This window comes from Tolypothrix tenuis PCC 7101 (assembly GCF_963874875.1).
GTDB lineage: Bacteria > Cyanobacteriota > Cyanobacteriia > Cyanobacteriales > Nostocaceae > Aulosira > Aulosira tenue.
Genome location: NZ_CAWNJS010000001.1, coordinates 167682 through 185796, shown reverse-complemented (window position 1 = coordinate 185796; position 18115 = coordinate 167682). Strand labels below are relative to the sequence as shown.

The following is an 18115-nucleotide window of genomic DNA, read 5'->3' as shown; positions in this document are numbered from 1 at the left end:
TAGGAGAAAAAGTGAAGTAATTTGCAATTTTATTGATGTTTGATGCCCTTCTGACGATTCAAAGCGGATCAGAAGGGCTGTTGTAACTATGGATGGAGAGCATCCGCCAATGCTTTTAAACCCGCTGCGGTGGTGAAATAGGTCAGATGATCGCAAGCAACATTCGGTAAAACTTTTGGCTGCGGCGTGCGATCGCCACTTACACTTTTAATACTGGTTAAGCGAACAGCAATATCGTTAGGTTCTCCCCCGAACACCAAATCATCAACCACCTGATTAACGCCTGGATTCAACAGTTTTGCCATTAATCGTCGTAAGCGATCTGGAGACTGTAATGTTGGCAGAGACCTGTCGCCAGCAATAATAGTGTAAGGAACTTGAGGGTCTGGGTTATTAGCGATCGCACGGAAAAATTCTGAGTCAGGTTGCATTTGGTCGAGTGCATTATCATGAGCTTCTAAAAACTCTAGTGATTTAGCTGCTAAATCAACCACAACTTTTGCTGGCCAAACTATCTCAGGGAGTTGATTCAAACCCCACACTAAAAGAGTAAAAGTCATATCTTGAACTGCTGGCCAAGGAGAACCAGCATTGGGAGTTCCCAGCATTACTAAATGTTGAACAATTTGATTTCCGCCTTCTCTTTCGATCAACCAGCGAGAAACCAATCCCCCCATTGAATGAGCAACTATATGTAATTGTTTACCGTGATTCGCTCCTAAACCCACAGATTCCAATCTTTGTTTGAGCGATCGCGCATTTTCTTCAATGGTAGTGTCAAGATTTTCGTAATCGAAAGTTAAAACTAAATCATAAGCTTCTCGTAGCGGATGTAGTTGACCGTTTAGCTCTACTTTTGCCTGTTGAATACTACCAACCATACTTGCAGTATCGCCGATAATACCGTGAATGTAGAGGACAATTTTCTGAGCATTAGCAACTAGGTTTTTTACTGCTTGTGGATCTTTTTCGTAAATAACCTCGGTCTGATTTTCTGTTTGTTTCACCTCAGCAGCAGCGAGGATAGGATATTCATAAGAATTTCCTAATTTTTGACTGCGGAGCTTTTTAAAGAAAATTTTAATCGAACCCATCAAACTACGGCTACTTGTAGTCGGTTGAGGTAGGCGTTCCAGCTTGATTTCTATTTGCTTTCCTTTGTTGACTCCACCACCAAGAGGCAAGAAAAATTCCCCATCATAGCTTACAGGTAAGAGATATTCTCCTTCTTCTAAGGTTTGGTTCAGCAGCAAAGTTAGAGGTGCTTCTTTGGTGACTGAGTTGACATCATTAACTGCAAATAATTCCACCCCACTCAACCCTGGACTGCTACCGCGACTGTTGGTAAATTGAAACGATTCAATCACGCCTTGTTCATCCCACAGAATGGGTGGAGCGATCAGATTACCGATATCTCGTGTCGTTTGGGAAACAGTGGTTAGGGTAACTTGTGCCTGCAAACTAGGATGGGGTTGCACCTCAATCAAACCATTCAGGAGTTTTGCACTTTTACCTGGTTGAAGTTGTTCAGCATCCCGTGGCTTGACAATAGTAATTGCCACTTCTTTGGTAATCCAATCGTCAATTTTTTTCCCAGCGCGAGCAGCATTACGGCTATAAACTCGATTCATTAAACGGTCGAGACTGCTTTCGGATTCTGTTCCTCGCGTTCCTCTGATAGGAGGCTTGAGTCCCTCTTGCTCTAGTAAACTGGCATTAAAATCAGTCTTACTCACAATCAGCTTCAAAATATCTTTGTATTCAGTAATGCCTTGCTCTAAAAACTCATCTGGTATGGAGAAGCTAATATCATCAAATCCTTCAACAATTCCTGCGCTCTCTGCTGTTTGAGCTGGAAGCACAACACTACTTCTCTCATCAAAAAAAGGAACTGCTACAGAATAATCTTCTGCTAAATCGATGACATTGGCATATAATTTCTGGTTGCTGTGATTGAGTAGTTTAACTTGGATGAATGGCTTTCTCCACTCCCCATCTTCATACTTGTACTCTAGGCGCAGTTCTGAATCTGTGATTAGGGATTTATCTGAGTCTTGAACTGGTTTAATCTCGCCATCTTTTCCTTCATAACCAATCAGATGAATCTGCATCTCCACATCGCTAGCTTTAATCTCGCTGCTTTGAGGACTCTTCAAGTTGAGAATATTGTGCCAACGCGCGATCGCTTCCAAAGCTTCAATTGCTTCTTTAGCAGCATTTTCGCTATAACCGCGTTGTTTGGGAATAGGCGCGACAACAGGTCGTTCATCTTGATTAATCCAGTATTGCCCGTTGAGAGCTACAAGCTTAAAATCAGCATCTGCGGGGTTTTCAACTTGCTTCAGGTAGAGCGAATTTTGACCAGAATTAGCCTTTTCTAAAGCTTTCTTTGCTAAGACTATGCCTATTTCTTCTGTTAAATTACCCTGAATATAAACCTTTAAAGGTTTTAAAGGCAAACTGGTAACGACTGCCCAATAACTTTTATTTTCGTCCAAACGCTCTTGACCCTGGATAATTTCCACTTTGCTTTTTTGGGTTAATACCTGAGTCACTCGTGCTTCAGGAGCATTTAACACTTGGCTTAACTGTTCGGATGTAATACCGACGGGGAATATAGTTAATAGGGTAGTCTCATCAGCAGAAACTGGTTTGGGAATGCCGTGAATTACCCCAGCATCAATTTCCCACCCCTGCTCGTTAGGGCGAGTATTGTAGCGCAAAGTGAAGTAAAAAGGACGTTCGGGAATCGCGCCCCCTAAAAAGGATGCTTTTAAATCTTCTGGGTTAGTTGCTTCCAGTTGAGGCACTTGATCTGAGAATTTTCCCTTCACTAAAGCTTCTATATTTCTAGCTAAATCTAAATAAGATAAACTGCCATTAGTTTGCTCTAAGCTTTTGAGAAAAAAGTAAGAAAAAGCACCTCTAGTTTGATTATCATCTCCTTGATATTCTTTAGCATATTGGTCATCTCGACAAGCTGCCAATAGAATATGTCTTCCCTTGGGCAACTCTAACCCTGTCTTTTTCTTATTAACTGCTGATGCAGTTAATAGAAGATTTGTAAAGCTTGCATCCTCAGCAAAAATAAAACTAGATAAAGGGCGATCTCTTGTATCTTCTGGAGCCAAACGTACTCCTTGCGGGATATCTCGAGTTCCCGAACCTGAGTGACAGGAATCGAGAATCACAATGACACGGGGATTTTTCTTGGCTACTTGAAACAGCAAATATCTAAGTTCTTTATCAGCTAAATCGTAATTCCCTGGGGTACGGCTGTCGTAGCATACTAAAGTTTCATCTAAACGGTCTGGTTCTAAATGCCAGAATTCTTCTGGAGCCTTTTCTTGGCCTCCATGCCCTGAATAGTAAAATAGAGCAATATCCTCACTACCAGCCTGACAAAGATAATTTTGGAAACCATCAATAATGGCCGCACGAGTAGCCTGCTCATTAGTGAGAATTCTGGGTTCTCTCAGTTGCCATTCACCAGCAATCTGGTTTTTGAGATAGGCTTGTATTGCTGTAATGTCGTTTACACAACCTTTGAGAGACTTAATTGGCTGGGGATAATTATCGATACCTACAAGCAAAGCATATAAATTACGGGTACCAACTTTTGCTGAATTACTAACCATATTGTTACTCTTTTTAATACAGACTTATTTATTTTTTGAGAAATTCCTGAGAGTTTCTCAAATTTTTGCAGGTGTTGATTGATTTCCTGGTGTTGTATTATGCTGAATGTTTGATTATTAAGTCTGGCTATTTAATGCATAATTATTTGCATATTTCTGCTTGACAATGAAGCAAAGAGCAGAAGAGGCGAGATTACCGAAGAAGCAGGGGAGCAGGGGGAGAATTATCTGTAGCCTGGATTTAGAGAAATGGTATAAAAGCCCCCAGATTTATCCGTGGGAATGCGTCACATATCATTACTGGCGGATGCCCTTAACGCATGATCCGCAGTCTGAGTTTGAGAACCAGCGCAGTAAACTACAAGATTACCATCGTCTTGAATATCGAAAAATGCTCCAGGGTTACCGAATGTCTGCGATGCCCACCGGGGATAATTGCTCGTATTGTAGAGAACCAAATTTCCATCCGGTTGCATGATCAACTTACCCGGCGTAATTAATCCTCCAGTATTAGTTGCCTACAGGGGTTGAGAATACCGATTGTAAAGCAAAACATTGCCATCTATTTGGAGAATCAGTTTGTGCAGCTGATTAGGCGATCGCAAACTTTGCCCTGGCTGTAAAGTTTGACCAGAAGCTAGTAAGCTAAAACACATCTAACTTGCATATTAAATTTAATCAAACTCTTGTGGGGCGGGCATCTTGCCTGCCCAGATCATGCAACTTAAATACCCATTAGCTTATCGTTCTTCCCTTAGTAACCCCAGGATATATTTGCCCCATGAACGCTTTATCTGTTTCTGACAGATGTGTATTCCAGCCAACCTCAAAACCATTCGTAGTCAACTCTTTGGGGATAGGATAGAGCATGATTGACTTATTTTTATCAAAATGGGAGAAGTGGGTAATATCTTTGCTGAATTGGGCAAATAAGTTGTTATCAACATCTTCTTTATTTCAGTTGTTGATACCAATTTGAAAAAAGAATGCGACAGATTGTAAGGGCACTGCCGTGCCCTCTAGAATATCATTGATGTGTAGCAAACATTATTTGATAGGGTATTACATAGCTTTAGCACCGGTACTAATCAAACGCTTAAACAAACCTTCTGACCAGCCTGTTTCTTTCAAAACTGCAGATGAAGATACTTCTATATAAGCTTGTTCAATAAAAGCTAAGTCAATCATACATATACGACCAAGAGCATCTTTGAGGTCTGCGCTTTTACCATCGTTTGTTAGACGCTTACCTACTTCATAGATCACAGTCGCCATTGCAGGAACAACGTGTTGTGGGCCAATACCGATGCGGACGTGAATGAGACCAATTTTCCAACGTCTTTCGGCGTAAACATCTCCCCAGTTATCCATACCTGTAAACATTTCGTGAAACCATTGAATAAAGGTTTCCCGGAGGCGATGTATGCGCCCACTACCATCATGTAAAATCACACTCATTTCTGGATCGCGTTCCAAGTAATCATAGAAATATTCAGCCATCTTTGGTGCTATTTCTAAACCCCAATCTGCCTGCGATTTGAGTAATTCTTTGTCCTCAGGGGTCAAGCCAACACGCCGTTCTAAAATGGAGAAGAATTTATGTGGATCTAAGGTCATAGTTCAGCTTTCCTACAATAATCAAAAAATTAATGTTGGCTGGCAATTCAAAAGAAAGTAAATTATTTAGTTTTACTTTGGAAATCGTAAATTTATCGCAGCAATTTGTTTTGGTTTTTGGATGTCATCCAAAAACCATAATATTAGCTATATTTGGCTGTTAATTAGCTAATTAAAGGTGCAATTTGAGCAACGGCACGTTTAATTTCTAGAAATAACAAGCCTTGTTTGACAGCAGCATTGGCTAAGACCAATAAAACTGCATCAGGGCCACAGCTAACTACAATACCAAAACCTTTTTCCCCTTCAACAACAATCCGGTCAATCGTGCCCCGCACTAATTCGCTACCAATACGTTCGCCTAAAGAAAGCATTGCTGCTGACATAGCAGCAGTCCGGTCTTCATCCATTTCTGCTGGTAATACAGAAGCTAAAGCTAAACCATCAGGACTAACTAAAGCTGCACCTTGAATGTTAGATGTTCCGCTAACAAAGTTTTGGAGAACCTCTTGTAACATTGAAATATTAATCATGCTTTCTTCCTCAGTGATTATTGCTAAAGCTGGTTGAATATTTGCCAATAAATTTGTTGGCGAATCTATTGACAATTTGGCAGTTTTATCTGCAATCAAAAACATTCTGATAAATGTTCTTGGGAGGAGCTTGAGAATATTTCCCAAATGCATCAATGCTCATCTGCTTACTACAAAATGGTTGTTTAAATTATTTTCGGGATGATGAGATTTAAAGCCTCTATAATTGAAGCTTTTTGAGTAGGATTCACAGCAATTAAAGGTGGTTGGTGATTTAAATTTGGCAATCCTAAAGCGATCGCTATTTTTTCCGGTTCTACAGTTCTGGGATAATCAGTATGAGTTAGCCCTATCAGTATTGGAATCTGCACCCTTTGGTTAACAAAATCGAGAATCTGAGTCCCATAGTGGAAATGTTCTGGGCGATGAGCATCCACAAGTAGGATGCAAGCTTGAACCTGGCGAATCAGGATATCCCACATAAAATCAAATCTGGGTTGTCCTGGTGTGCCATAGAGGTGAACTACTTGATTGGGTACTAGCGTGAGCAGCCCAAAATCCAACGCTACCGTAGTTTTGGTCTTCAGTAGCGCTAATTCATCTGTGCTGTTTTTATCGGTATCAACGGCCTCAATTTCACTAATAGTGCGAATCAAGCTCGTTTTCCCTGCACCTACGCTCCCTGCGATCGCAATGCGTAGGATTTCCATTTAAACCTCCGCAAGGATATTACTTTCCTAGCTACTAGGAAACGTTGGGACAGTTGAGATAATTGCAAATCTGTTTTCTATGAAGGTAAGGCAACAAGCATTACCCACACTGAATTTTAGGAATGCAAATATACTCTGCGAGTACATCAGTAGTTTTCTTCTGCTTTGAGAATTACGTCAGTAAATATTTTTCCTCAATGATGCAATTTACAAAGCAATTGCACCAGATATTTGCACCCTAAATTTTTGATATCCGTATAATAACGGATTCTACACTAGTATTATTTTCCTTTTCAAACATTAAACTATTAAATTTTCTTATTTTGCCTATATATATAATGAATATACTCATCATTAATTCTCTATATTCTGCGGTATTTAGTTACTTTGCAAGAATAAACAGTAATTACCAGTATTTAGCTGCTTTTATATCTTTTTATGTAGCTTAAGCAATTGTTGTCGCTTGATGACACGTCTAACTTTTTCATGATTCAGATATGTGAAAAAATCAAGAAATGTAAATTTATATCCTAATTCCATCAAATATATGCATTTAAGCAATGTAACTCAAATTACAAATTACTGAGTTTTTGAATTAGCAATCCTGGAAACGAGCAAAATACCACACAATTATTCTGTAGAGAAATTTTGTTTGGATTCACAAATGAAGGCGATTTGGAGTTTGTGCTTGGTTGCTTGTTTGTACTTTGGCTGGAGTGGAAACGCTGTTGCAGGGGAATTATCTCAACGACTAGCTAGTTTTCCCCAATGGGAAAAATTAACTTCTGTGCAACCAGCAGTAGGGGATTTAGCTTATCCTGAATGGATGGGAGGTTCTTGGCAAGTTACAAGTACATTGGTGGATTTAGTTGCACCTTTAGCACCAGATATTGTTACACCTGGATTTGAAGCTAATCGCCAACAACTCAATCAGCCGGTGAGTTTTCTGGTAAGATTTATTAAAGAAAATTTACCTGTTGCTCAATTAAAAATACTTCCGCAGATAGATGATGGTAAATCAAAAACTTTTATAGCTGATAGAGCATTTAATAGCTTGAATTTGGCACGAGCTTATTTAGGTGATACGGCAGTATTATCAGTAAAAGTAGATCCAGATTCACCAAATCGTCAGATTACTTTATTACGTGGAGAACGGCAACTAGTTTCCATCGTCACAGCACGCGCTACAGAAACTACATCTGATGGTAAATTCATCACTACAGAAGTTTTTCAACAACTGTTTAAAGGTGGTTCTCGTCCTTATTTCAATTCTGTAGAATCTACAACTTCCTATCACAAACTTTCTACATCAAATCCAGCAATCGAAGCCGATCAAGTAACTGCTGTTTACTTATCACCCCAAGATCCAGATTACTTTACTGCAGGCTCAAGGCCAGTTGCTCTTTACCGTTATCGCCTAGAATTTTCTCCTATTTAATAACTAAATATTCCTTAAGAATGATTTCGTGATGTTGCTCTTGACTACATTGTAGCATAAATGTAGTATAAAAATCCAAGCTCAAGCTTACGCCCTTGGAAAGAGTGCATCATGACCAAATTTAGAGATATTCTGCATTACTTTCGTCCCTACTGGGGGCTGAGTATATTCAGTATTACAGCATCCAGCATTTACGAAATTATTGATTTGGTTGTACCTTATGCCATTGGACAAATTTTAAACATCTTATCTAGTCAACCATTAGATAAACCACTGGCAGCTGCGATCGCAAATTTTTCCAACCTAATTAATTACCCAGTTAATAACAATCTATCTTTAGGTATATTGCTGGGGATAATTTTTGTTGTAACTGTTGTGAGAGCGCCTACCCAGCCTTGGTTAACTAGTTGGTTTCACTGGGATATAGCATTAAGAGCGCGTCGAGAAAAAACTCAAACAGCAATCGCTAAAATTCTCACTCTCCCACTAGAATTTTATGATGAAAATAACCCCGGACGTATTGCCGGTAGAGTAGCTAGAGGTATTGCGAATCACACATGGACATATCCCGAAATAGCCGGACAGTTAATTCCTAAATTGCTGCGAGTGCTGGGAATTTTTGTGTTTATCATGTTAATTGATTGGCGGATTGCGACTTTATATCTAATTTCTTTTGTAATTATTCTCTGGTTCAGTTTGAAAGATTTACAAAGAATAATTGGGTATGAAAGCCGCCTAGATAAGTACATGGAAAATACCGAAAGTCGTACTTCTGAACTTATCACCAATATCAAAACGGTGAAAGCATTTGCAACAGAAGCGGAAGAACTCAAGCGACAACAGCAACGCTTAACTAGGGAACTAAAAGTAGTAGATTATCGCATCCACAAAAGTTACGTAAATCTCCTAACTTGGCAAAAAACTGTAATTCAGTTTTGCGTATTTGCAATCTTGGGTTTAACTTTAGCAGCCACAGTAAGTGGAAAGATTTCTCTTGGTCATTTCGTCATGACTTTAACTCTTTCCAGCATGGCTTATGCTGAATTAGAGCCTATCAGCAACCTCGCAGAAGTGTTTGCGCGGCGCTATTCTTCAATGATACGGTTTCACGAATTTTTGCACGAGCCAGTTGGTGCTGAAGCGAAGAGTTTGTTAGCTGAAACTAGCGAAAGAGAATCGCCTTATCAATTTACCGGCAAAATCGAATTATCCCATGTCACTTTTGGCTATAATGCCAAACGTCTGGTTCTACAAGATATCAATTTATTGATTGAACCATACCAAACAATAGCCTTAGTTGGTCGTTCTGGTTCTGGTAAATCGACCTTAGTCAAGCTGTTGTTACGCTATTTTGATCCGCAACAAGGTCAAATTCTCATTGATGGTCAAGATATTCGCACATTAGATGTAGGTAATTACAGACGCAGACTAGCGATCGTTCATCAAGAAGTAGATATCTTCAACGGCACTGTGTTAGATAACCTCACCTATGGTAGACCAAATGCCACATTGGAGGAGGTTCAGGAAGCCTGTAAAATTGCCAGAGTTGATGAAGTCGTACAACACCTACCCCAAGGATATTACACCGTTGTTGGGGAACGTGGTGTGAGATTATCTGGTGGACAAAGACAGCGCTTAGGAATTGCGAGAGCCTTGCTAGTAGAACCAGACGTGCTGGTTTTTGACGAAGCAACCTCCAGCCTAGATTATGAGTCTGAGCGTTCCATTCAATTAGCAATGCGTTCAATTCAAGGTACGCGCACCACAATTATCATTGCTCACCGCCTGAGTACAGTACGAGAAGCCGATAAAATTGTCGTTCTCGATGCGGGAAGAATTGTAGAAGTGGGTAGCCACGAAGAACTGTTGCGCCAAGAAGGTATTTATCGCCGCTTGCATTCCTTGCAAGAAACAGGCGAACTCCTGAGTTAGTTTAAAGGCGGTGGTAGCTACCACCGCCTTTTTTGATCGGGACTGCCTTTGTTATATTCTCCCCCTTGCCTGAAAAGCAATGAAATATTTTTTATTTCCTAACCCCTTGCCATTTATAAAAATTGGCGCTAATATTATAAATCGTGAGACAAATGGGTCGGTGTCCGAGTGGTTAATGGAGACGGACTGTAAATCCGTTGGTTTACGCCTACGCTGGTTCAAATCCAGCCCGGCCCACCACTTCACAGGTAAGAGTTATAATCTCTGAGAGATTGGTAAAGCTCACAAGATTATAGCTCTTAACTCAAAATCAAATTTAAGTTTGCCCGTGTGGCTCAGTGGTAGAGCACACCCTTGGTAAGGGTGAGGTCACGAGTTCAATCCTCGTCACGGGCTTTTATTACAAGCTATGTAAAAGCTATCTAAATTTGTCTCCTATCGATGTCTGGATTTTTTATCCGTGCTGACAAATTTCTGCTAACAAGCATTACTTGTTCACTGACAAAATAACTGCTGCTCTTAACACATTAAATATCATCATTGTTGAGTTTACTTACTAATTCTATTTTCAACCAAGAAGATTGAACTCGTGACCTCTTTCAAACCACCTTTTAATTTGTAAATAAGAACTTTAAAACCGCCTTAAGCTGGGAAATTCTTTCGGGTGAATCCTTCGCATACGCTATGGGAGCAGCAGTCCCTCTACTTGGGGTTTCCCCAAGTATGGGCTGCATTACTGCACGTGTGGCTGCACTCATCGCCCTAGCGACTGGCTCCCCTACGTGAATTCCAAAAATCAAATATGAATCCTATTTAAAACTAATGTTATTAAATACCGACAGCAGGTAGCTTACCTTGTAATAAATCAAATTTAGACTGAGTGCAACTAGCACAGCTGCAACCAGCTTGATCTAGAATTGTATGAGGAGCTGGAGCCACTTTGGGAGCTACTAATTCAGAGCTTTGTTGTGCAGATACTACTAAGGTGACTTGTATAGTAGATGCAGATTTTAGACTAGATGCTTGTGCTGGATTAGCTACCCACATGATAGAAGCTAGAACAACAGGAAAAGCCAGCAAAATCAATTTGAGTATGTTCATAAATTGGCAAATACAGACTAGTTTTGATAGAGGATAGTTCAACAACGATTACTAAAATCAATGACTGGTACATTTCTCAATTGTTGCCTAGATTTCAGCATCAAAGCTAAAGTCTTTGGTTATACAAATTAAACCTGTTTGAACAGGCTTGATAGTAAAACAATTATGAAATAAACCTTTGATAAGATAGATTCTTATCGATACACTACATTAGCCTGGATATGCTAATACAAACACTTAAGTATGCTATTGTTTTGTATTACTTAATTTATACCGAAATGCTTAATCAGGCAATACTTTTGACCAAATAAGTAATTCTCCTTGTTCGCCACCTGCTGCCAGATAATTACCTTGGGGATGCCAAGCTAGGCAAGAAAATCCTGCTGATACACCTGTAAGAATTTGACTGACTTCTTGGGCTTTATCCCATAGACATAGCCAGCCATCAGCTGCGGCGGAAGCGAGAAGGAAGCTGTTTGGTGCAAATGCGATCGCACATATTACTTCTACATGGTTAGTTAATACTCGCGCTTCCCAGCCTTGGGAATCATCTTCTAGCTTTTCCCAAACTACAATACCTTCGACGCTGGAGGAGGCTAAGATTGGCGCGCCTAATTGGGTGGTAGCTTCTGACCATGCTAATTGGCGAATTTTACCAGGAAAGCCGCGCATTACCCAAGGGTCGGGGTTCCCCCACTCCAAAACGGTGACGCTGCGATCCATATTGCCAGAAGCGAGGAATTTGCTATCGGGTGACCATGCCATAGCTACACTAACTGTAGGCATGGATAAAATATATGGTTCATCATCCCAGTCTTGAGTTTGCCAAATCTTGACACCCTGATAACCGCTAATGGCTAAGTATTGCCCATCCTTGCGCCAGTCAATCCCCAAGACTGATGAGTTATCAAAATTTAGGGTAACCACAATATCATTAGTCTCTGCATCCCAAACTTGCACATAACGCCCCAAACTAAAAGCTAGTTGGTTACTAGTGTGGTTCCAAGCTAGTTTATCAACCCAGGCAGGGGCATTTTCTAAGGTGGTAATTAATTGATCGCCTTGCCAAATTTTTACCTGTCCATCCTGTCCGCCAATAGCCAAGAAATTGCTATCTGGGGAAAAGGCGATGCAGTCTGCTGATTTACCATTCGCAGCTTGCAAGGTAATTAAATCAGCATCATTCCACATGATCACCTCCCCAGCCGCAGAAGTTGCCGCTAAATTTTTGCCATCAGGCGACCAAGCGATCGCAGTAACATAATCTGATAACAGTCCCGAAGAGTATTCTTCAAATTCCTGGGTTTTGCTGGTTGTGGGGTTCATAGGTTGGGGATGGGGGATTGGGAAAAGGGGAAGGGGGAAAGGGAAAGGGGGAAAGGAAAATTATCTATTACACAATGCCCTATGCCCTATGCCCCATGCCCTATAGCAATATTTTCAAACTAAACAGGCTAAGAAATCTTGTTTGAGTTTGGCTTCGTCAAGGTTACGACCGATGAAAACTAGTTCGTTTTTGGGAGTTTCGTTGGGTTTCCAAGGGCGATCGGGTCTGCCATCAAAGATCATATGCACACCTTGGAAGACAAAGCGATTTTCTTCCCCGGCAATATTTAAAATGCCTTTCATCCGGAAAATATCGGGGCCTTGAGTACGTAGTAACTCGGTCATCCAATTGTTTAATTTTTGCCCATCGATTGCGCCTTGTTCTACCAAAGCTACAGAATAAACTGTTTCGTCATGTTCGTGGGCATCTTCGCCTAAGAAGTTAGGATCGATTTCTAAAGCGCGATTTAAATCAAAGGCATTAACACCCAATAAAGCATCCATTGATAATTCCGAATTGCGGGTACGGTAGATTTTTGCTAATGCATTCATACCCCGAATCCGTCTTTCTAGTTCTTCGAGAACATCGGGTGTAACTAAATCAGTTTTATTTAATAAAATTACATCTGCAAAAGCAATCTGTTCTTGGGCTTCGTCGGCTTCCCAATGCTGCCAGATATGTTTGGCATCAACTACTGTCACTACTGCATCTAAAGCCAGTTGGCTTTGCATATCTTCATCAACAAAAAAGGTTTGAATTACTGGCGCAGGGTCAGCTAAACCCGTAGTTTCAATTACTAAATGGTCAAACTTATCGCGCCGCTTCATTAAGTTACCAATGATGCGAATTAAGTCGCCTCGAACTGTACAACAAATACAGCCGTTATTCATTTCAAAAATTTCTTCATCGGCATCGATAACCAATTGATTATCAATGCCGACTTCCCCAAATTCATTGACAATAACAGCGACTTTCTTGCCGTGTTCGTAGGTGAGGATGTGATTTAGTAAGGTTGTTTTACCTGCACCAAGATAGCCAGTTAAAACAGTTACAGGTACGGAATTAGATGTTTCGGCAGAGATCATAATCTCAAGGCAACTGTAGTGATAATCATTATCTGCCTATGATAACGCCTTTAAAAAAGGTAGTACGGCTTCGAGAACCTCTGCGGGGTATTCCTCATGTAGACCTAGAGAACCTGGAAGCACAACGCTAGTTACCCCTGGTAACGCCGCCATAGCTTGCATTTCGGCTGTTGATTTCGGCGGGCCAGATTCGGAAATTATCATCATCAGTGGCACAGAAAGCGATCGCATCAACGCCAGAAACTCAGATTGCTCATGTACTGCATCGATGTTACCAGTCACAAAGGCAGCCGAAGCAAATCGCGCTCCTGGTTTTTGAGTGGTTTGCCATTTCTTTTCCATGAAATGAGGAGTCAGCCTCGCTGCATCCACAAAGACATGGCGACGGTACATAAAATTTAAAAAAGATGGCAGAGTATTGAGTTTGTAGAGGAACTGACCCACAATAGGCGATCGCACTAATCCTCTCACCATACCCGCAATTTGAGGATTTGCCCCCATTGTCGGTAAAGGGCCGCGCCAAGTGGGAGCCACTAACACAATTTTGGCGAAAGTAGCAGGTTGTTTGACAGCTAATTGCAACACATAAGTAGCCGCATGACCAGCAGCTAACACATTAATTGCTGTGTTAAATACAGAGTTAATAAAATCTGCTAAAAATTGCTGATATAACTCTGGACGGTAATCTAAACTAGGGCGAGAAGATTCGCCAAAACCAGGCCAATCTAGAGCGATAACTTGAAAATGGGGTGCTAATAACCTCGCTAGTTCACCCATTTCTTCTCGAGTAGATACGCTGCTGAAAGCCGGGAGTAGCAACAGTGGCGCACCTTGTCCCATAGTTTCGTAAACCACCCGCAAAGATTGGTTTTCCCAATTCCAGAGAAATTCTTTAACTACTCCACCAAATCCAACAGCATCATCGGTGGATAATAAATTGGTAGACATGAGTTTTTACTCGGCACTCAGTATTTATTCTTCTAACTTACATTCCAGCGCTTTTTTTTGCATTGTTTTAAAAATGTTATAAAAACCGTTAGCGCGGGAAGGTGTGAGGCTGACATTTAAACCAGTGTCTTGAATAAAATCTGGTGTCAGTTGCACAATTTCTGTAGGAGATAAGCCATTTAAACCTTCAATTAATAATGCTACTAATCCCTTGGTTAATTGAGAATCTGAATCTCCTTGATATTTAACTTTCCCATCCTCCAAGATGGCGGTGACATAAACCTGAGAAACACAACCAGGTACTTTATTTTCTGCTACCTTGTCAGCTTCTGGGAACTCTGACAACTTTTGAGCATACCAGATGAGCTGTTCATAGCGCCGCTTTGGGTCAGAAGCGCGTTGAAAGCGTTGCACAATTTTAGCAAGAGCAGGTGGTAAAGAGTTTGTAGAAGAAGACATAAAAGCAGCTGCAAATAAATCAGTCTTCTCTTGAGTGTAAATTATCTAGAGAGCGATCGCGTTTGTCATGAGCATTTGCCAAAACTTCATCAGTGGTATTGAGAAGCTAGTATTTTCCATACCACTCAAGTTGCTTATGATATACATTGTAACTACACTGTAATTATGAGCCAGTTGAGATTCGAGTGGGACGAACGCAAGGCGAGATCTAATGAGCAAAAGCATGGTGTATCGTTCGAGGAGGCAGAAACTGCTTTTTATGATGAGAATGCTCGAGTAATATACGATCCTGAGCATTCTATAGAAGAGGATCGCTACATACTTTTAGGTGTGAGTGATTCACTACGTTTGTTATTGGTGTGTCATATTTATCAGCACAGTGAGGAAGTTATCCGCATCATCTCGGCTCGAAAGGCTACGAAAAAAGAGCGTCAGCAATACTACAGTTTTTTCTTATGAAACAAGAGTACGATTTCTCCCAATCTGTTAAAAATCCATATTTGAAGAAGCTGAAGAAGCAGGTGACAATTCGACTGGAAGAAGATGTAGTTGATTATTTTAAAGCCCTAGCTGAAGAAACAGGCATTTCCTATCAAAGTCTCATCAATCTTTATTTACAGGATTGTGTAAAATCTCAGCGCAAGCCATCTTTAGAGTGGGTAAGTAAGGTCTAAAAACTAAATTAGGTGTTTGTCATGAGCATTTGCTAAAATTCGCGTGTTCATCTTTCTATCAGCAAGTCTTGGCAGATTTCGCTTTTGTGTAAAATGCAGCATTAGCATTTTTGGGAGAGCAATATTTCAAAAAATCGATGAAATAGCCAAACCCCTTCAATGAAAAAACATATAAGCTCTCCCACAACAGTTCCCAGACACGGTAAAGTACAAATTAAAGTGTCCCACCTAACTTTAAATTAAGTACACAAGGAGCATACACAGATGGGGAAGGGGAGGTTAGAAGCATTCAGTGATGCCGTGATTGCGATCATTATTACAATCATGGTGTTAGAACTGAAGGTGCCGCATGGTGCTGATTTAACTGCTCTGCGTCCGCTCATTCCAGTATTTTTTAGCTATGTGCTAAGTTTTATTTTTCTTGGTATTTACTGGAACAACCACCATCACTTATTGCAAGCAGTCCGTCACGTAAATGGACGTATTCTTTGGGCTAACGCACATCTGCTGTTCTGGTTATCGGTAATTCCTTTCGCTACCGCTTGGATGGGCGAGAACCACTTTGCCCCTGTACCAGTTGCCCTTTATGGTACGGTACTTTTATTCTCTGCGATCGCTTACTATATTCTCACCTTGAGTTTGATTGGTCATCACGGTAAAGATTCAACTTTAGCGTCTGCACTCGGTCGAGACTTAAAGGGCAAGATATCACTAGTATTGTATGCTGTGGCAATTCCACTTTCCTTTGTTAACTCATGGTTAGCCTGTGGGCTATACATTATGGTTGCGGTGATGTGGTTGATTCCTGACCGTCGCATTGAAAGACATTTGACTTCGGAAAAAGCGCGATAAGATAACGCAATACCATTGTTGCGATTGCTATAACTAATGGATAGGGGCTAGAGATTAGCCCCTAATTCATATCTATACTAAGGCTCAGAATAACATTCGTATTTTTTGAAGGTTTTAGTTGAGGAATCAACACCATTTCCGGCTTCAGGGGAACTGATAACACAGCTACAATAGTACCCTAAAGAAGGATTATGCCCGATTTTTGATTTTATGACTTCTGCTACAACCGTCAAAACTGAATACGAAGCGATTATTGGTTTAGAAACTCATTGTCAGCTGAGTACCAACACCAAGATTTTCTCTAGCAGTTCTACAGCATTCGGTGGTGACCCCAATAGTAACATTGACCCAATTTGTATGGGTTTACCTGGGGTTTTACCTGTACTCAACCAAAAAGTATTAGAATATGCGGTCAAAGCGGGTTTAGCTTTGAATTGCCAAATCGCAAAATATAGCAAATTTGACCGTAAACAGTATTTTTATCCTGATTTACCCAAAAATTACCAAATATCTCAATATGACTTGCCAATCGCTGAACATGGTTGGTTAGAAATTGAATTGGTAGATGCTGATGGTAACCCTACTCGCAAACGGATTGGGATTACACGGCTGCACATGGAAGAAGATGCAGGTAAATTAGTACACGCCGGAAGCGATCGCCTTTCTGGTTCTACCTATTCTTTGGTAGATTACAATCGCGCGGGTGTCCCCTTGGTAGAAATTGTTTCGGAACCTGATTTACGTTCTGGACAAGAAGCAGCAGAATATGCTGAAGAACTACGGCGGATTTTACGCTATCTGGGCGTAAGCGATGGCAATATGCAAGAAGGTTCTCTACGTTGCGATGTCAATATCTCTGTGCGTCCTGTAGGACAAAAAGAGTTTGGTACAAAAGTAGAGATTAAAAACATGAACTCATTCAACGCCATCCAAAGGGCGATTGAATACGAAATTGAACGCCAAATTGCGGCTGTAGAAGCTGGAGAACGCATTATCCAAGAAACACGGCTGTGGGAAGAAGGTTCGCAACGTACAGTTAGTATGCGGACTAAGGAAGGTTCTAGCGATTACCGCTATTTCCCCGAACCAGATTTAGCACCCATTGAGGTTTCTAACGAACAATTAAACAACTGGCGCGGCGAACTTCCCGAACTACCCGCGCAAAAACGCCATCGTTATGAAACTGACTTAGGGCTTTCGGCTTACGATACCAGAGTTTTGACAGAGGATCGCCCCGTTGCTGACTATTTTGAAGCCGCGATCGCAGCTGGTGCAAATGCTAAAGCCGCAGCAAACTGGATTACGCAAGATATCGCAGCTTATTTGAATAAGCAAAAACTCACCATCAGCGAAATTGCTTTGACTCCCCAAAATCTCGCTGATGTAATTGTTCGCATTGAAAAAGGTAAAATCAGCAACGCCCAAGCTAAACAAAAGTTACCAGATTTGCTCAATGGTGTGCCGCCAGAGAAAGCTTTTGCTGGACAAGAACTCATCAGTGATCCGGCTGTCTTACAACCCATCGTTGATGAAGTAATCGCCGCCAATCCCAAAGAACTGGAAAAATACCGCAATGGTAATGTTAACCTCAAAGGCTTCTTTGTTGGGCAAGTTCTGAAAAAGACCGAAAAACGCGCCGATCCGAAGCTGACTAATGAGTTAGTTGAGAAAGCGTTGAATTCTTAGGAGAATTGGGAATTGGTAATGGGTAATGGGTAATGGGTAATAGTTATTTCCCCAGTCCCCAGTCCCCAGTCCCCAATCCCCAGTCCCTAGTCCCCAGTCCCAAAAAAAGCGATCG

At 41.0% G+C, this 18115-nt stretch carries 17 protein-coding genes and 2 tRNA genes; 8 read left to right on the top strand and 11 right to left on the bottom strand.

Going from position 1 to position 18115, the window contains the following annotated elements; translation table 11 throughout:
* Positions 1-86: 86 nt before the first annotated feature.
* From AACU25_RS00735 to AACU25_RS00710, 6 genes are all read right to left on the bottom strand, one after another.
* The gene (locus tag AACU25_RS00735; RefSeq protein ID WP_096573459.1) at positions 87-3638 is read right to left on the bottom strand and encodes a caspase family protein; all 3552 of its coding nucleotides are present in this window, start codon (positions 3636-3638) and stop codon (positions 87-89) included.
* A 287-nt stretch (positions 3639-3925) separates the two neighbouring features.
* Positions 3926-4114 carry a hypothetical protein gene (locus AACU25_RS00730; protein ID WP_096573458.1) on the bottom strand — a complete coding sequence of 63 codons (189 nt, stop codon included), beginning with the start codon at positions 4112-4114 and terminating at the stop codon, positions 3926-3928.
* 42 nt (positions 4115-4156) lie between these two features.
* Positions 4157-4294, bottom strand: a complete 138-nt coding sequence (locus tag AACU25_RS00725) for a hypothetical protein (protein ID WP_190445687.1) — start codon at positions 4292-4294, stop codon at positions 4157-4159.
* A gap of 406 nt (positions 4295-4700) precedes the next feature.
* On the bottom strand, positions 4701-5255 hold the full coding sequence (locus tag AACU25_RS00720) for a protoglobin domain-containing protein (protein ID WP_096573457.1): 555 nt from the start codon (positions 5253-5255) through the stop codon (positions 4701-4703).
* Between the two features lie 164 nt (positions 5256-5419).
* Positions 5420-5893 (bottom strand): roadblock/LC7 domain-containing protein, encoded by a 474-nt coding sequence (locus AACU25_RS00715; protein WP_321206628.1) that lies wholly within the window; start codon positions 5891-5893, stop codon positions 5420-5422.
* A gap of 80 nt (positions 5894-5973) precedes the next feature.
* A complete protein-coding gene (locus tag AACU25_RS00710) occupies positions 5974-6498 on the bottom strand; it encodes a GTP-binding protein (RefSeq protein WP_096573455.1) in 525 nt (174 codons plus the stop codon).
* 664 nt (positions 6499-7162) lie between these two features.
* On the opposite strand from AACU25_RS00710, the gene AACU25_RS00705 reads away from it, so the two are divergent.
* From AACU25_RS00705 to AACU25_RS00690, 4 genes are all read left to right on the top strand, one after another.
* The gene (locus AACU25_RS00705) at positions 7163-7936 is read left to right on the top strand and encodes a DUF6816 family protein (RefSeq protein ID WP_096583407.1); all 774 of its coding nucleotides are present in this window, start codon (positions 7163-7165) and stop codon (positions 7934-7936) included.
* 111 nt (positions 7937-8047) lie between these two features.
* Positions 8048-9868, top strand: a complete 1821-nt coding sequence (locus tag AACU25_RS00700) for an ABC transporter ATP-binding protein (RefSeq protein WP_096573454.1) — start codon at positions 8048-8050, stop codon at positions 9866-9868.
* 154 nt (positions 9869-10022) lie between these two features.
* Positions 10023-10108: transfer RNA gene (locus AACU25_RS00695), tRNA-Tyr, on the top strand.
* A gap of 84 nt (positions 10109-10192) precedes the next feature.
* Positions 10193-10264: transfer RNA gene (locus AACU25_RS00690), tRNA-Thr, on the top strand.
* A gap of 432 nt (positions 10265-10696) precedes the next feature.
* Here AACU25_RS00690 and AACU25_RS00685 read toward each other — a convergent pair.
* From AACU25_RS00685 to AACU25_RS00665, 5 genes are all read right to left on the bottom strand, one after another.
* Entirely contained in the window at positions 10697-10969 is a 273-nt protein-coding gene (locus tag AACU25_RS00685) for a hypothetical protein (RefSeq protein WP_096573453.1), read from the bottom strand.
* 282 nt (positions 10970-11251) lie between these two features.
* A complete protein-coding gene (locus tag AACU25_RS00680) occupies positions 11252-12295 on the bottom strand; it encodes a WD40 repeat domain-containing protein (RefSeq protein WP_096573452.1) in 1044 nt (347 codons plus the stop codon).
* A 114-nt stretch (positions 12296-12409) separates the two neighbouring features.
* Positions 12410-13381 carry a CobW family GTP-binding protein gene (locus AACU25_RS00675; protein WP_096573451.1) on the bottom strand — a complete coding sequence of 324 codons (972 nt, stop codon included), beginning with the start codon at positions 13379-13381 and terminating at the stop codon, positions 12410-12412.
* Positions 13382-13417: 36 nt separating this feature from the next.
* Positions 13418-14329 (bottom strand): alpha/beta fold hydrolase, encoded by a 912-nt coding sequence (locus tag AACU25_RS00670; RefSeq protein WP_096573450.1) that lies wholly within the window; start codon positions 14327-14329, stop codon positions 13418-13420.
* 24 nt (positions 14330-14353) lie between these two features.
* Positions 14354-14788, bottom strand: coding sequence for a SufE family protein (locus tag AACU25_RS00665; protein ID WP_096573449.1), 435 nt, complete (start codon positions 14786-14788; stop codon positions 14354-14356).
* 165 nt (positions 14789-14953) lie between these two features.
* Here AACU25_RS00665 and AACU25_RS00660 point away from each other — a divergent pair, with 165 nt between their 5' ends.
* The 4 genes from AACU25_RS00660 (at position 14954) to gatB (ending at position 18000) form a co-directional block, all read left to right on the top strand.
* Positions 14954-15247, top strand: coding sequence for a BrnT family toxin (locus tag AACU25_RS00660; protein ID WP_096573448.1), 294 nt, complete (start codon positions 14954-14956; stop codon positions 15245-15247).
* Positions 15244-15462, top strand: a complete 219-nt coding sequence (locus tag AACU25_RS00655) for a DUF6364 family protein (protein WP_096573447.1) — start codon at positions 15244-15246, stop codon at positions 15460-15462. The genes AACU25_RS00660 and AACU25_RS00655 overlap by 4 nt, the downstream gene beginning before the upstream one ends.
* A gap of 264 nt (positions 15463-15726) precedes the next feature.
* Positions 15727-16314: a TMEM175 family protein gene (locus AACU25_RS00650; protein ID WP_096573446.1), complete on the top strand. Its 588-nt coding sequence runs from the start codon at positions 15727-15729 to the stop codon at positions 16312-16314.
* Positions 16315-16524: 210 nt separating this feature from the next.
* Positions 16525-18000, top strand: coding sequence for an Asp-tRNA(Asn)/Glu-tRNA(Gln) amidotransferase subunit GatB (gene gatB, locus AACU25_RS00645; protein WP_096573445.1), 1476 nt, complete (start codon positions 16525-16527; stop codon positions 17998-18000).
* Positions 18001-18115 lie beyond the last annotated feature (115 nt).

Excerpts from the sequence above, each read along its gene's own strand:
- AACU25_RS00735 (WP_096573459.1), bottom strand. The coding sequence starts at position 3,638 with ATGGTTAGTAATTCAGCAAAAGTTGGTACCCGTAATTTATATGCTTTG.
- AACU25_RS00730 (WP_096573458.1), bottom strand. The coding sequence starts at position 4,114 with ATGCAACCGGATGGAAATTTGGTTCTCTACAATACGAGCAATTATCCC.
- AACU25_RS00725 (WP_190445687.1), bottom strand. The coding sequence starts at position 4,294 with ATGTGTTTTAGCTTACTAGCTTCTGGTCAAACTTTACAGCCAGGGCAA.
- AACU25_RS00720 (WP_096573457.1), bottom strand. The coding sequence starts at position 5,255 with ATGACCTTAGATCCACATAAATTCTTCTCCATTTTAGAACGGCGTGTT.
- AACU25_RS00715 (WP_321206628.1), bottom strand. The coding sequence starts at position 5,893 with ATGTTTTTGATTGCAGATAAAACTGCCAAATTGTCAATAGATTCGCCA.
- AACU25_RS00710 (WP_096573455.1), bottom strand. The coding sequence starts at position 6,498 with ATGGAAATCCTACGCATTGCGATCGCAGGGAGCGTAGGTGCAGGGAAA.
- AACU25_RS00705 (WP_096583407.1), top strand. The coding sequence starts at position 7,163 with ATGAAGGCGATTTGGAGTTTGTGCTTGGTTGCTTGTTTGTACTTTGGC.
- AACU25_RS00700 (WP_096573454.1), top strand. The coding sequence starts at position 8,048 with ATGACCAAATTTAGAGATATTCTGCATTACTTTCGTCCCTACTGGGGG.
- AACU25_RS00685 (WP_096573453.1), bottom strand. The coding sequence starts at position 10,969 with ATGAACATACTCAAATTGATTTTGCTGGCTTTTCCTGTTGTTCTAGCT.
- AACU25_RS00680 (WP_096573452.1), bottom strand. The coding sequence starts at position 12,295 with ATGAACCCCACAACCAGCAAAACCCAGGAATTTGAAGAATACTCTTCG.
- AACU25_RS00675 (WP_096573451.1), bottom strand. The coding sequence starts at position 13,381 with ATGATCTCTGCCGAAACATCTAATTCCGTACCTGTAACTGTTTTAACT.
- AACU25_RS00670 (WP_096573450.1), bottom strand. The coding sequence starts at position 14,329 with ATGTCTACCAATTTATTATCCACCGATGATGCTGTTGGATTTGGTGGA.
- AACU25_RS00665 (WP_096573449.1), bottom strand. The coding sequence starts at position 14,788 with ATGTCTTCTTCTACAAACTCTTTACCACCTGCTCTTGCTAAAATTGTG.
- AACU25_RS00660 (WP_096573448.1), top strand. The coding sequence starts at position 14,954 with ATGAGCCAGTTGAGATTCGAGTGGGACGAACGCAAGGCGAGATCTAAT.
- AACU25_RS00655 (WP_096573447.1), top strand. The coding sequence starts at position 15,244 with ATGAAACAAGAGTACGATTTCTCCCAATCTGTTAAAAATCCATATTTG.
- AACU25_RS00650 (WP_096573446.1), top strand. The coding sequence starts at position 15,727 with ATGGGGAAGGGGAGGTTAGAAGCATTCAGTGATGCCGTGATTGCGATC.
- gatB (WP_096573445.1), top strand. The coding sequence starts at position 16,525 with ATGACTTCTGCTACAACCGTCAAAACTGAATACGAAGCGATTATTGGT.